Origin of the sequence: Streptomyces chattanoogensis, assembly GCF_001294335.1 — a bacterium.
Lineage (GTDB): Bacteria > Actinomycetota > Actinomycetes > Streptomycetales > Streptomycetaceae > Streptomyces > Streptomyces chattanoogensis.
This window is the reverse complement of the sequence record NZ_LGKG01000195.1, coordinates 1-12,992: the sequence shown is the minus strand read 5'-3', so window position 1 is coordinate 12,992 and position 12,992 is coordinate 1. Positions and strand designations below refer to the sequence as shown.

Sequence of the window (12,992 nt, the reverse complement as noted above, 5' to 3'; positions counted from 1 at the left end):
GAACGGTATGGACTGGAGCGGGAAGTCCCACAGGCCCTGCTTCTTGGTGGGCCAGACCTGGAGGCCGCCGGGCGAACTGTCGAACGGCAGTGGTTCGAGGTCGGTGAAGCCGGTGTTGGTCCGCCACTTGGTGACGAACGACATGGCCTGCTCGATCTCGGAGTCCCACTGGGCGGGGGTCCAGTGCTTGACCGACCCGTGGTCCTCGGCGAGCTTGCGGAACCGCGGGAAGAGGCCGTTGCCCACCTCGCCCGCACCGTCCCAGGAGAAGACCACGAACTGCGGCGGCTTCTGGCCGGGCTCCAACCGCTCCGGCCTGGGCGGCTGATGGGGCTGCTTGCCGGTGTACGCGGTCGAGCCGTCACCTATCGGCTTGGCCTGCGCCGTCTTGCCAGGCTTGGTCCCGACCTTGCCGGATTCCGACGACCCTGAGGAGGAGCAGCCGGCGGCGGAGAGCGCCGCGGCCGCGCCAACCCCGAGTCCGAGCATTCCCCGTCGGCTGAACTCGCGCATAACGGCCCCCATCGCATTCTTTCGGCTTGAAGTAGTCGCAGATGCCAAGGGAGAGGGCGGTACCGGACGCCCGGGTTCCACCGTGACGGCGAAAACTCAAAGAATGGACGGAGGGTCTATGGCTGGTCGACGCAGAGTCGCCAACCGATCGCCGGAGGGTTGCGGAGGCGTTACGCACCGGATCCGGCAGCCAGGCACGGGCGAGGCGCGGAGCTCTCTGGATCCGGGTGGCGTCCCGGCTCGGTTCCGGGCGCCTGCGGCTCCGCGCCTTGCGCACCGCGCCTCGGTGCGACCGGGACGAGCCATATTCAGCGTGCATGACAACCTCGCCTTCGTCCTTCCCGTCTGGCCGGGCGACATCGTCCGATCGGACACGGAGGAACGATGAGAACAGCGAAAGCAGGGAAAGCAGGCAAAACAGCGAGGGCAGGGCACGTCGCTTTAGCCGTAACGGCGTTGGCCGGGGTTCTGGCGCTGTCGTCCACGTCGCCGGCCGCCGCGGTCGTCGGCGGCGACCGGGCGGACAAGCAGTGCGTCACGGCGTACGGCAGCCGGCGGTACGACAAGCGGTACACCATGTGCCTGGGCTATCCGGCGGGCGGGGTCAGCGCCTGCCAGGGCGACAGCGGCGGGCCGGTGGTGGTCAAGGGGCGGCTGGTCGGCGTCATCAGCGGCGGCGGTAGCTGCCGCAGCCGGCTCTATCCCGGCGTCGCCGTCAAGGTCGCCGCGTACTACCCGCTGCTGAAGAACCTGACAGCCCGGTAGGAGGGGAGCGACGAGATGGCACAGACACCACGGCGACGCAAGCGCCTGCGGGCCTCGGTCCTGGCGTGTACGACGGGTCTCGCCGGCGTATGCCTGGCCGCGCTGCCGGCCCACCCCGCCCAGGCGGTCATCGGTGGCCGCCCGACGAGCACGGCGCAGGCACCGTGGACCGTCGCGGTCAACCTGTGGCGGGGGACCGACGCCTATCCCCGGTCCGGGCAGTTCTGCGGAGGCACCCTGGTGACGCCCACCAAGGTCATCACCGCCGCCCACTGTGTCGCCGACGAAGCCCCCACCGACCTGGGGGCCGTCGCGGGCCGCACCGATCTGCGCAGGCACACGGGTGCCTGGCGCCGGGTGGCGAAGGTCTGGATCCATCCGCGGTTCGGCCGCCACCTGGAGAACGACATCGCGGTCCTCACGCTCGACCGGCCCATGCCGCCCGGATACACCCCGCTGCCCGTGGCCACCGGCGCCGACGGTGGCCTGTACCGGCCCGGCACCCGCGCCCGGGTCTACGGCTGGGGCCTGCTGGACGACGAGGGACGGGAGGCGAACGTGCTGCGGTCGGCCGATCTGCGGGTGCTGCCGGACCGGACGTGTGCGCGGCTCAACCCCGGTGATTTCGACCCCAGGACGCATGTCTGCGCGAACAACCCGGTCACCGGGGATCACCACTCGGAGGGCGACAGCGGCGGTCCGCTCGTCGCCGGGGGCAGGCTGATCGGCATCGTCAGCTGGCTCTCCCACGACAATGCCGCCACGCCGACGCCTGGCGTCTACACCCAGGTCTCGGCCTTCTCCCGCGAGATCGCCCGCCAGTTGAGGCGGTAGCCGGGGAGGGGGGTGCCCCGTGGGGACGGCTGACCACCCCGCGGGGCACCCCCCGGCTGCCCCGCCCGGGGCTCGGCGAACCGGCAAGTAGCACATCTGCGAGGAAAATTCTCGAGAAGCCCCGTAGATGGGAGTCTGCTGACCGGCTCCGATCGCACAGGCACGACGGCCTGCTCAGGCAACACGATCAAGGGCCCGCTGCGCTGCGACGGCAATGAACCGACGCTGCACCAGACAGGCAACACCGTGGACGGGCCACAGTTCGGGCAGTGCCGCTGAGCGCAGGTAGCGGCGCGATGCCGTAACACAGCCGTTGAGGCCCCGCATCGCCAAGTCCGGGGCCCTCAGCGGCGGGTGACGGCGCATCGCTCGGACCGCGGACTGGGCGGCACCAACCAGTGGTGACCAACACTCAGCTCCACCAGACACGGAACTCGGTGGACAACAGACCCAGCGCGTCCAGCTCGGCCGCCAGCTCGGGCGCGGCCGTCTCCATCCGCTCCCCCTCCACCAGCGGCGCGGAGCGGTAGATCTTGCGCAGGGAGAACTCCCAACCAAGCCGATCCCCGGTAGCACGTCCGGCCATGACCTTCAGCCGATGCAGCTCGTACCGGATCATGCTGCTCTCCGCCCGCGTCGCGGCACAGGAGTCGAACGCGGACCACAGTTGCGGATCGGTCATCCGGGCGAGCTGGGCCGGGGTGAGGGGCGTGGTGTCGAGGAGCTGGCCGACCAGGCGCCGGACCACCGAGACCGGCCCCACGTTGTCCCACGAGGTGTGCAGTCGTGCTTCCGCGCAGATCAGGTCGACAAGTGCGGCAGCGGTCCCGCGGTCGGCTGACACCGCAGCCTCCTCGAGGTCGAGTCGGCGCAGCATGGCGGCCGGATCGGTGTCGAGACGCCCGGCGGCCCGCCCGCTGCGCACGTAGGAATCGAGATGGTCGAGATTCAGCAGGCCGGAGCGGTTGGTGAGTGGCGAGGGCGGCTGAGTGCCGAGTGCGGCGACGACGGCCCCGGCGCTGATCCCGTGCTTCTCCAGCACGGGACGGATGGGGTCGGTCCGCAGCAACTGCAAGCCGATGGCGTGATGGTCCAGGCCGGAAAGGCCTTCGAAGGTGTGGCTCAAGGGCAGGTGGCCGATGTCGTGCAACAGCGCGGCGACCCGTAGCAGTTCGTCCTCTGGACGGAAGTGCGCGACCAGCGCGAGTACACCGAGGGTGTGCTCGAGCCTGGAGTACGACTGCAGGGTGCTGATCGTCGATGCGCCGCCGTGCGCGACGAAGTGCAGGCGCCGCAGCGGTTCGGTATGCAGAAGGTCCGCTTCCACGGGGTTCAGGCAGACGGATATCCGCCACAGTGGGTCGGTGAACACCGGGGACAGGCCCACGACGTTGGTCGGGACGGGCGAGGCTGCGGCATCCGCAGAGCCCTGTAGTGCGTTTTGATCCTTTTGGTTGTCCACCACGTCACTGTAGGTCGCACGGTGAGGACGGCATGGACGCTGCGGCAGGCGCGGAGGTCGGTCACTGCGGAGCTGATGCCCGCGGCAGCGCGGGACCACGCCGCCACCGTGATCGCCAGGACCGTGCCTGGCGCGGGCCCCCGGTCTCACACTCCGCCCTTGCCTCCTGTGCGTGGGGCGTAACCCCGGACGCTCCCGATGTGTGACGGGCCGGAAATTCGATCTTTCTACGGTGCTGGTAACGGGGTGCCCAGCCGTCGGCGGCGCGCCCCGGATCGGGAACGTACACGCACCGCGAGGTGGAGGTTCGGTGGCAGCTGGCTCGACGGACGGCAGTGTCCGCACGGTCTGCTCGTATTGCGGAGTCGGCTGCGGGATCGTGCTGGAGGTGGCGCGGGACCCTGCCGACGGCCGGCGCCGGGTGGCGAAGGCTTCGGGCGACAAGGCCCACCCCACCAACCTCGGCCGTCTGTGCACCAAGGGGGCGACGAGCGCGGACATGATGGCCGCGCCCGGGCGTATGGGCAAGGCACTGGTGCGTGCCGAGCGTGGCGCCGACCCGGCCGAGACGGATGTGGACCAGGCCATCTCCGCGGTCGGCGGCCGACTGCGGGCGATCCTGGACGAGCACGGGCCGGACGCCCTGTCCTTCTACGTGTCCGGGCAGATGTCCCTGGAGGCGCAGTACCTGGCGAACAAGCTGGCCAAGGGCTTTGTGCGGACGCATCAGATCGAGTCGAACTCGCGGCTGTGCATGGCGTCGGCAGGCACCGGCTACAAACTGTCACTGGGTGCGGACGGTCCGCCGGGTTCGTATCAGGACTTCGACCAGGCGGACGTGTTCTTCGTGATCGGCGCCAACATGGCGGACTGCCATCCGATCCTGTTCCTGCGCATGATGGACCGGGTCAAGGCCGGGGCCAAGCTGATCGTCGTCGACCCGCGCCGCAGCGCCACCGCCGACAAGGCCGATCTCTTCCTGCAGATCAGGCCCGGTACAGACCTGGCCCTGCTCAACGGCCTGCTGCACCTGCTGGTCGCGAACGGCCACACGGACGACGGGTTCATCGCCGAGTTCACCGAGGGCTGGGAGGAGATGCCCGCCTTCCTCGCGGACTACCCGCCCGAGAAGGTCGCGGAGATCACCGGCATCCCGGAGGCAGACATCCGGCAGGCCGCGCGGTGGATCGGCGAGGCCGGCGAGTGGATGAGCTGCTGGACCATGGGGCTGAACCAGTCCACCCACGGCACCTGGAACACCAACGCCCTGGTCAACCTGCATCTCGCCACCGGCGCCATCTGCCGCCCCGGTTCGGGCCCCTTCTCACTGACCGGTCAGCCCAACGCCATGGGCGGCCGCGAGATGGGCTATATGGGTCCTGGTCTCCCCGGGCAGCGTTCCGTTCTGGTCGACGCCGAGCGGGCCTTCGTCGAGAACCTGTGGGAGATACCCGAGGGGTCCCTGCGTACCGACGTCGGGCGCGGCACGGTCGAGATGTTCGAGCGGATGGCCGCCGGGGACATCAAGGCGTGCTGGGTCATCTGCACCAACCCCGTCGCCTCGGTCGCCAACCGCAAGACCGTCATCGCCGGTCTGGAGGCCGCCGAACTCGTCATCACCCAGGACGTCTTCGCCGAGACCGAGACCAACGCGTACGCCGATGTCGTCCTGCCCGCGACGCTGTGGGCGGAGTCCGACGGCGTCCTGGTCAACTCCGAGCGGAACCTCACCCTCGCGCAGGGGGTTGTCGATCCTCCTGAACACGCCCTGCCCGACTGGCAGTTGATCGCACGGGTGGCCTGTGAGATGGGGTTCGCCGAATCCTTCACCTACGGCTCGTCGGAAGAGGTGTTCGAGGAGCTGAAGCAGGCGTGGAACCCCAAGACCGGCTGGGACCTGCGCGGCGTCAGCTACGAGCGGCTGCGCAGCGCCCCCGTCCAGTGGCCGGCGCCCACCGCCGACGGCCCGGACCGCAACCCCGTCCGCTACCTCAACGACGGCGTCAGCCAGACCCTCCTGGAGCGAGAGGACGGTACCCGCCCCCGCCTGGCCTTCCCGACCGCGAGCGGACGCGCGCAGTTCTTCGCCCGTCCGCACCTGCCGCCCGCCGAACTCCCCGACGACGACTACCCGTTCGTCCTCAACACCGGTCGGCTGCAGCACCAGTGGCACACGATGACCAAGACCGCCAAGGTGGCCAAGCTCGCCAGGCTCAACCCCGGCCCGTTCGTGGAGGTCCATCCCGAGGACGCCGAGGCGCTCGGCGTCGGCGAGGGCGATCAGCTGGAGGTCGCCTCCCGCCGCGGACGCGCCGTACTGCCCGCCGTGGTCACCGACCGGGTCCGGCCGGGCACCTGTTTCGCTCCCTTCCACTGGAACGACCTGTTCGGCGAGTACCTCAGCATCAACGCCGTCACCAACGACGCCGTCGACCCGGTCTCCTTCCAGCCCGAGTTCAAGGCCTGCGCCGTGACGCTCACCAAAACCGCGGCCCCGGTCCCGGCTGCACACCCGGGCGCCGTGCCCGAATCCGGCCCGGCCACCGCCGATGCTGCGACCCTTCAGCACCAGGGAGGAGCCCCCATGGCCCCCGTTCCGGCCACGGCGGGCGCGTCGGATCCGGCCGTCCATGAGCTCGCCGCCCTGTTCGGCATCACCGATCTCGCCCCGGTGGCCCTGGCCGACCCGGAGCGCCAGTATCTCGCGGGATACCTCTCCGGGCTCGCCCTGACGCCGCCCGCCCCCGGGAGCGTCCCCGTACTGCCGCCGGGCGCGCCCTTCGACCCCGGCCAGGCCCTGTGGGTCAACGGCGTCCTCGCCGGGAGGTTCTCCCGTGTCCCCACCACAGCCCCTGCCGTGCCCGCGGCCGCGCCGGCAGCCGACGCGGGTGCACCGGCCCGCCGACTGGTCGTCCTGTGGGCCTCGCAGACCGGCAACGCCGAGGAGTTCGCCGCCACCGCCGCCGCCCGCCTCGCGGGGTCGGGCCATGCGCCGGAGCTGCTGCCCATGACGGACATGGCTCCCACGCATCTGACCGCCGACACCGATCTGCTCGTCGTCACCAGCACCTTCGGCGACGGCGACGCTCCGGACAACGGCGCCGACTTCTGGGAGGCGCTCTCGGCCCCGGAAGCCGGCCGGCTCGACGGGATTCGGTACGCGATCCTGGCCTTCGGCGACCCCGCCTACGACGACTTCTGCGGACACGGGCGCCGGCTCGACGAACGGTTCCACGCTCTCGGGGCCACCCGGCTCGTCGCCCGTACCGACTGCGAGCCCGACTACGAAGAGGCCGCCGACCAGTGGGTCGGCCAGGTCGTCAGCGCCCTGGCCACCGCGGTCGACCGGCAGCCCGTCGACACGTCCGGAACCCGGACCGCGCCCCTCGGCCCCACGTCCGCACCCACCGTTCCGGCGGGCGCCCAGCCGTCGCCGCCCGTGTCCTCCCGCTACACCAAGGCGTCACCGTTCTCGACCCTGCTGATCGGCAACCGGCTGCTGAGCCTGCCCGGGTCGCAGAAGGAAGTGCGGCAGTTCGCCTTCGACACCCGCGGCGGCGAACTCGCCTACGAGGCCGGCGACGCCCTCGGCGTATGGCCCGCCAACGGCACCGAGCTCGTCGCCGAGTGGCTTGCCTGCACCGGCCTCGACCCCGACGAACCCGTCGACGTCGGCGACACCGTGCAGATCCCGCTGCGCGAGGCGCTGCGCACCCGCCTGGACATCGCACGTATCACCACGGACCTGCTCAAGTTCGTGGCCGAACGGACCGGCAGCCACGACCTGAAGCGGCTGCTGCGTCCCGACAACAAGGACGAGCTCGCGAAGTGGAGCTGGGGCCGTCAGGCCGCCGACCTGGTCGCCGCGTTCCCCGTCCGCGCGTCCGCGGCGGAGTGGACCGGTGTCCTCAAGCGTCTCCAGCCCCGGTTGTACTCCATCTCCTCCAGCCCGCTCGCCCACCCCGGCGAGGTCCGGCTCACCGTTTCCGTCGTCCGCTACACCAACGACCGCGGACGAGAGCGTAAAGGCGTGTGCTCGACCTACCTCGCCGACTGCGCGGACGACGGCCCGGTGCAGGTCTTCGTACAGCGTTCACCGCTCTTCCGCCCGCCGGCCGACCCCGCCACGCCCATGATCATGGTCGGGCCGGGAACGGGTGTGGCACCCTTCGTCGGGTTCCTCGAAGACCGCCAGGCACGCGGCCACACCGGTGCCAACTGGCTGTTCTTCGGCGAGCAGCGCCAGGCCACCGACTTCTACTACCGCCAGGACCTGGAGGCCTACCAGGCATCCGGCCACCTCGGCCGTCTCGACATCGCCTTCTCCCGCGACCAGCGCAACAAGATCTACGTCCAGGACCGGATGCGGGAGAACGGGTCCCGCCTGTGGCAGTGGCTCCAGGACGGCGCCCACTTCTATGTCTGCGGCGACGCAGGGCGCATGGCCCAAGACGTCGACCAGGCACTCAAGGACATCGCCGCCACCCACGGCGGCCTCGGCCCCGACGAGGCCACCGCCTACGTCAGGCGCCTCGCCGCAGACAAACGCTACGTCCGCGACATCTACTAGCCGGCCGTCTGGGCCGCGCCGGCTTGCCCGGCGGCCTGGGGGGTGGGGGTCATCACCAGCCTGGAGTGGATCCTGGGGCCGAGCAGGGTCACGCTGACGGCGATGGCCACGGCGGTGAGCACCTGGGCGTTGGCCACATACGGATCGATCAGCATCTGGGCCAGCAGCGCGGCCGCGATGAGGGCCAGCTTGGCGCCGATCACCCGGGGTGCCGACAAGGTGGGGCGGGCCGCGGGGTGCACACCTCCCGCCCGTGCGCGGTGTGCGGCGCGGATCTGCAGGGGGATGGTCAGCAGGACGCACAGCACGCGGATGCCGAGCGCTCGAGCGTCGTGGGCCGCGCGCGGGTCCATCAGATGGCTGAGCAGGGCGCTGGCGGCGAGGGCTGCCGAGACGATGAGGATCCGGGCGGTGATCAGCCGGGCGAGTGCACGGCCGGGGTGGGTGGATTCGTAAAACGCCGCGGTGAGGCGGCGGTTGGTCCGCAGGAGCAGGGGCGGGATGAGCAGCAGGAGGAAGGTGGCACGCACGGCGTGGGCCCAGGCCGGCTCGTTGCCCTCCCCCAGCCACATGAGGGCGAGGACCACGCCGGCCACGGCGTAGCCCCTGCGGATACCCCGGGCGGCGGATTGCCGTTGCGGGTTCATGAAGGCGGCTCCCGTCGGTCAGTCCTGGCCGGTGGGGCGGGCCGGGGCGGGGCCCGCGCCGATGCCGCTGAACAGCCACCGCAGGGCCTGCCCGAAGAGCTCTTCGGGGACGCTGTCGGGATCCACGCGCCGCAGGCGCACCAGGCCCTGGAACAGCGCCGCCACCACCGTGGCCACGGAGTCGGCGGGGACCTCGGAGGGTGCACCCTGCTCCGTGAGCCAGGTGTCGATCAGGCCCTCCAGTGCCTGGCGCGGTTCGCGCAGGGCGGCGGCCATCGTGTCGAGGACGTGGGGGTTGCGTACCGCGTAGAGCCAGAACTCGGCCTGGAGCGGTGCGAAGTCGGTGTCCTTGTCGGCGACGTCCACCAGCAGGCGGCCCAGCTCGGCGGCGGCCTCCCCGGTGCCCGCCTCGTGGCGGTCGAGGGTCTGGGCGGCCTCGGCGACGCGGCCCATACCGCGTTCGGCCATCAGCTCCAGGAAGAGGGCCTCCTTGCCGCTGAAGTTGGAGTACAGCGCGCCGATGGAGAAGCCCGCCGACTCGGCGATCTCCTCCACCGAGGCACCGGCGAAGCCCTTACGGGCGAAGACCCGGCCCGCCGCGTCCAGCAGCAGTCGCCGGGTGCGGGCCTTGGCCTGGGCACGGGTGAGCCGCTGCCGCACGGGTTCGTCATGCTCGGTACTCATATTAAGCACGCTATTCGAATAGCGAGGACTATGTCAACGCGCCGATAGCGTGTACAGTCCAAATAGTGGTTGCTATCTGAATGGCGGATGCGATCGAAGCCGCGGGGCCGTCGCAAGGCCCGCCCCGACGACCGCCGAAAGTTCCGCCGAACCCCGCTGACCTGGGAAGAGAGCGAAAAATGCCCACCGATTCGCCACCCGACGCACGCGAACTCCGGCTCGTCGTGGATCTGAACCGATGCCAGAGCTACGGACAGTGCGTCTACGCCGCACCGGACGTCTTCCGGTTCCACGGTGAGGAGGCGCTGGAATACGACTACGCACCCGATCCCCGTCTGCGCCGCGAGGTCGAGCGGGCCACCGCAGCGTGTCCCGTACAGGCCATCACCCTGGGCAGGGCCACCGAGCCCGCACCCCTGGCCTCGGAGCCTGTGCAGTGAACGGCCCCGAGCGCATCGTCGTGGTCGGCGCCTCCCTGGCCGGGCTGCGGGCCGCCGAGGCACTGCGGGACGAAGGATTCGACGGTGAGCTCACGCTCATCGGCGACGAACCGTACGCGCCGTACGACCGTCCGCCGCTGTCGAAGGCGGTCCTCTCCGGCTGGCTGCCCACCGACCACACCGCGCTGCCCCGGGCGCGCAACATCGACGCCCGATGGCTGCTCGGCACCCCCGCGAGCGGCGTTGACCTGCGCGAACGCCGGGTGGCGCTGGCGGACGGGCGGGAAGTGCCCTACGACCGGCTGCTGATCGCCACCGGCACCCGGGCCCGGCCCTGGCCCCGGCAGCAGGGCGGTGCCCTGCACGGGGTGCAGGTGCTGCGGTCCCGCGACGACGCCGACCGGCTGCGGGCGGCACTGGCCGCCGGGCCGGACCGGGTGCTGGTGATCGGCGCCGGCTTCACCGGCGGCGAGGTCGCCTCGGTCTGCCGCGACCTGGACCTCGACGTGACCGTGACCCAGCGCGGCAGCGCCCCGTTGCTGAGCGCTCTGGGCGGCGTCATCGGCAGCGCCGTGACCGGCTGGTACCGCGACGCCGGGGTGGACCTGCGGCTCGGCACCACGGTCCAGGCCCTGGAGGGCGAGGCCGGCAGGCTGCGGCGCGCGGCCCTCTCCGACGGCACCGTGGTCGAGGCCGAGGTGGCCGTGGTCGCCGCCGGCGCCCTCGCCAACACGGAGTGGCTGACCGGGTCCGGGCTGGCCGCCGACGCCCGCGGCGTGGTGTGCGACGACGCGTGCCGGGCCCTCGCCGACGACGGGACACCGGTGGCGGACGTCTACGTCGCCGGCGACGTCGCCCGCTGGCCGCACCCGCTCTACCCCGGGCAGCTGCTGCGCCTGGACCACTGGGACAACGCCGTCGCGCAGGCCCGTACGGCCGCGCACAACATGATCCATGGGTCGCGGGAGCCTCGTGCCCATCGCGCGCTGCCGGCGTTCTGGTCCAACCAGTTCGGGGTCAACCTCAAGTGCGTGGGGCTGCCCTCCCTGGCCGATCGGGTCGTCGTCACCCAGGGCTCGCTCGACGAGCGGCGGTTCGTGGCCGCCTACGGTCAGCGCGGGCGTCTGGTCGCCGCCGTCGCGGTGGACTCCCCCCGCGTGCTGGACGGATATGCCGCCCTCATCGAGGCCGGAGCGCCCTTCCCGCCGGTGCTCCATGCCTCCGACGGACCGGATCGGCTCGATGCGCTCGACGCCGCGTTCCCGCGGCCCGCCGCGGGTCGTTCGTCCACCCCCTCCACCCCATCCGTCCTATCCATCCCGTCCGCCCCGTCCGTCCTGGCCGGACACGAGTGAGGGAGATCCACCATGACCTCAACCACCCACCAGCACACGGCCTCGGACCTGTTCGCCCAGGCCCTCCGCTACGAGCACCGCGCCAACCCCTACCCGTACTACGAGCAGTTGCTCCGCCAGCCGGTCATACGCATGGATGACGGGACCTGGCTGGCCAGCGGCCACCGCGAGATCAGCCTGCTGCTGCGCGACCCGCGCATCAGCGCCGACCGGCTGCCCCCGCAGCACCAGCGGCCGATCCGCAAAAGCCTGCTGGTCGAGGACCCGCCCCGGCACGACCAGCTGCGCCGCCTGGTCACCCAGCAGTTCGTTCCCCGCGTCATGGGCATGCGCGACCACATCGACGCGCTCGTCACCGGGCTGCTCGACGCGCACACCAGCGAGCGGGCGGGACAACTGGACGTCGTCGGCGACCTGGCCTACCCGCTGCCCGTCACCGTCATCTGTGAACTGCTCGGCGTGCCGCGCGAGGACGAATCCCTCTTCGGCAGCCTCGCCCGGCGGCTCACCCGGGGCCTGGACCCCATCGACACCCAGACCGAGGACGAGATCCGCGAACTCCAGCAGGCGCGCGGTGAGTTGGTCGAGTACCTCGAAGGGCTCATCGCACGCCATGACGCCACCGGCGGCGACGACCTGCTCTCGGGACTGATGCACAGCCAGGAGCCCGACGGCCCCATGGACCCCGTGGACCTCCGCGTCACGCTCGGCCTGCTGCTCATCGCGGGCCACGAGACCACCGTCAACCTCATCGCCAACGGCACCCTTGCGCTGCTGCGCCATCCCGACGCCCTGGCCCGGTTGCGCACCGACCCCGATCTCGCCACTCCGCTCGTGGAGGAGGTGCTGCGCTACGACCCGCCGGTGCAGATGTCCGGACGCAGCACCCTGGCCGATATCGACATCGCCGGCACCACCATCCCCAAGGGCTCACGCGTGCGTCTGCTGCTCGCCGCCGGCAACCGCGACCCGCAGCGCTTCGCGGACCCGGACCGGTTCGTACCCGACCGGCCCGACAACGCCCACCTCGGGTTCGGCGGCGGCATCCACTACTGCATCGGCGCCACCCTCGCCCGTGCCGAAGCCCAGATCGCGCTGACGGCACTCGCCCGCCGCCTGGAGTCGCCCCGCTTGATCGCCGATCCCCCGCCCTACCGGGAAAACGCCATCCTGCGCGGCCCGGAACGCCTGCCGGTCTCCTTCACCCGCCTCGTGCCCGGCGCAGGCGAAGCCTGACCGGCCGGCTCACACAGTTCGACGCGCAGGTCAGGCTGCGCTGCCCTGCTGCCACGCCGACCAGGAAAGGTTCCAGCCGTTGAGGCCGTTGTCCGGCTTGACGGTCTGCTCGTGGGAGTTCTTCACGATGACGACATCGCCGACGAGAGATTCATTGAAGAACCACTTGCCCGGGGTGTCACCGCCGCCGCCCTTGACGTCCCGCAGCCCGATGCAGCCGTGGCTGGTGCCGGCCTTGCCGAAGACGGACGGGGAGCCCCAGTAGTTGCCGTGCAGGAAGGTGCCCGAGGACGACAACCGCATGGCGTGCGGCACATCGGGAATGTTGTAAGAGTTCTCCTTGGTCCCGAAGCCGACGGTCGAGCCGTCCATCCGGGTCTGCTCCAGCTTCTCCGAGATCACCATCTGGCCGTTGTAGGTGGGGTTGTCGGGGCTGCCGCCGGAGATCGGGATGGACTTGAGGGTCTGGCCGTCCCGCTTGACCGT

At 71.0% G+C, this 12,992-nt stretch carries 10 protein-coding genes and 1 pseudogene; 6 read left to right on the top strand and 5 right to left on the bottom strand.

What is annotated here, in order from left to right; translation table 11 throughout:
• Positions 1 to 513 (bottom strand): annotated as a pseudogene (locus ADL29_RS36450) (hypothetical protein); the annotation flags it as partial.
• Between the two features lie 456 nt (positions 514 to 969).
• Here ADL29_RS36450 and ADL29_RS46185 point away from each other — a divergent pair.
• On the top strand, positions 970 to 1,278 hold the full coding sequence (locus ADL29_RS46185) for a trypsin-like serine protease (RefSeq protein WP_053927798.1): 309 nt from the start codon (positions 970 to 972) through the stop codon (positions 1,276 to 1,278).
• Positions 1,279 to 1,293: 15 nt separating this feature from the next.
• On the top strand, positions 1,294 to 2,112 hold the full coding sequence (locus tag ADL29_RS36440) for a S1 family peptidase (RefSeq protein ID WP_053927797.1): 819 nt from the start codon (positions 1,294 to 1,296) through the stop codon (positions 2,110 to 2,112).
• Between the two features lie 412 nt (positions 2,113 to 2,524).
• Here the strand turns inward: ADL29_RS36440 and ADL29_RS36435 are convergent, their stop codons facing one another.
• Positions 2,525 to 3,574 carry an HD domain-containing protein gene (locus ADL29_RS36435; protein WP_245689788.1) on the bottom strand — a complete coding sequence of 350 codons (1,050 nt, stop codon included), beginning with the start codon at positions 3,572 to 3,574 and terminating at the stop codon, positions 2,525 to 2,527.
• 310 nt (positions 3,575 to 3,884) lie between these two features.
• Between ADL29_RS36435 and ADL29_RS36430 the strand changes: the two genes are divergently transcribed.
• Entirely contained in the window at positions 3,885 to 8,144 is a 4,260-nt protein-coding gene (locus tag ADL29_RS36430) for a bifunctional nitrate reductase/sulfite reductase flavoprotein subunit alpha (RefSeq protein WP_053927796.1), read from the top strand.
• Here the strand turns inward: ADL29_RS36430 and ADL29_RS36425 are convergent.
• Both ADL29_RS36425 and ADL29_RS36420 read right to left on the bottom strand, forming a co-directional pair.
• Positions 8,141 to 8,791: a hypothetical protein gene (locus ADL29_RS36425; protein WP_053927795.1), complete on the bottom strand. Its 651-nt coding sequence runs from the start codon at positions 8,789 to 8,791 to the stop codon at positions 8,141 to 8,143. The two genes, ADL29_RS36430 and ADL29_RS36425, sit on opposite strands and share 4 nt — an antisense overlap.
• Before the next feature lie 18 nt (positions 8,792 to 8,809).
• A complete protein-coding gene (locus ADL29_RS36420; protein WP_053927794.1) occupies positions 8,810 to 9,475 on the bottom strand; it encodes a TetR/AcrR family transcriptional regulator in 666 nt (221 codons plus the stop codon).
• A gap of 179 nt (positions 9,476 to 9,654) precedes the next feature.
• Between ADL29_RS36420 and ADL29_RS36415 the strand changes: the two genes are divergently transcribed.
• The 3 genes from ADL29_RS36415 to ADL29_RS36405 are packed head-to-tail and all read left to right on the top strand — an operon-like array spanning position 9,655 to position 12,506.
• Positions 9,655 to 9,915 carry a ferredoxin gene (locus tag ADL29_RS36415; protein WP_053927793.1) on the top strand — a complete coding sequence of 87 codons (261 nt, stop codon included), beginning with the start codon at positions 9,655 to 9,657 and terminating at the stop codon, positions 9,913 to 9,915.
• On the top strand, positions 9,912 to 11,270 hold the full coding sequence (locus tag ADL29_RS36410; protein ID WP_078971560.1) for an NAD(P)/FAD-dependent oxidoreductase: 1,359 nt from the start codon (positions 9,912 to 9,914) through the stop codon (positions 11,268 to 11,270). Before ADL29_RS36415 ends, ADL29_RS36410 begins: the two co-directional genes overlap by 4 nt.
• Positions 11,271 to 11,282: 12 nt before the next feature.
• Positions 11,283 to 12,506 (top strand): cytochrome P450, encoded by a 1,224-nt coding sequence (locus ADL29_RS36405; RefSeq protein WP_053927792.1) that lies wholly within the window; start codon positions 11,283 to 11,285, stop codon positions 12,504 to 12,506.
• Positions 12,507 to 12,536: 30 nt separating this feature from the next.
• On the opposite strand, the gene ADL29_RS36400 is transcribed toward ADL29_RS36405, so the two are convergent.
• A partial coding sequence (locus tag ADL29_RS36400) for a L,D-transpeptidase (RefSeq protein ID WP_157878670.1) occupies positions 12,537 to 12,992 on the bottom strand: 456 nt, incomplete at its 5' end.

Bases quoted from the DNA above. Each gene is read 5' to 3' on its own strand.
- ADL29_RS36420 (WP_053927794.1), bottom strand. From the start codon at position 9,475: ATGAGTACCGAGCATGACGAACCCGTGCGGCAGCGGCTCACCCGTGCC.
- ADL29_RS36415 (WP_053927793.1), top strand. From the start codon at position 9,655: ATGCCCACCGATTCGCCACCCGACGCACGCGAACTCCGGCTCGTCGTG.
- ADL29_RS36405 (WP_053927792.1), top strand. From the start codon at position 11,283: ATGACCTCAACCACCCACCAGCACACGGCCTCGGACCTGTTCGCCCAG.
- ADL29_RS36440 (WP_053927797.1), top strand. From the start codon at position 1,294: ATGGCACAGACACCACGGCGACGCAAGCGCCTGCGGGCCTCGGTCCTG.
- ADL29_RS36425 (WP_053927795.1), bottom strand. From the start codon at position 8,791: ATGAACCCGCAACGGCAATCCGCCGCCCGGGGTATCCGCAGGGGCTAC.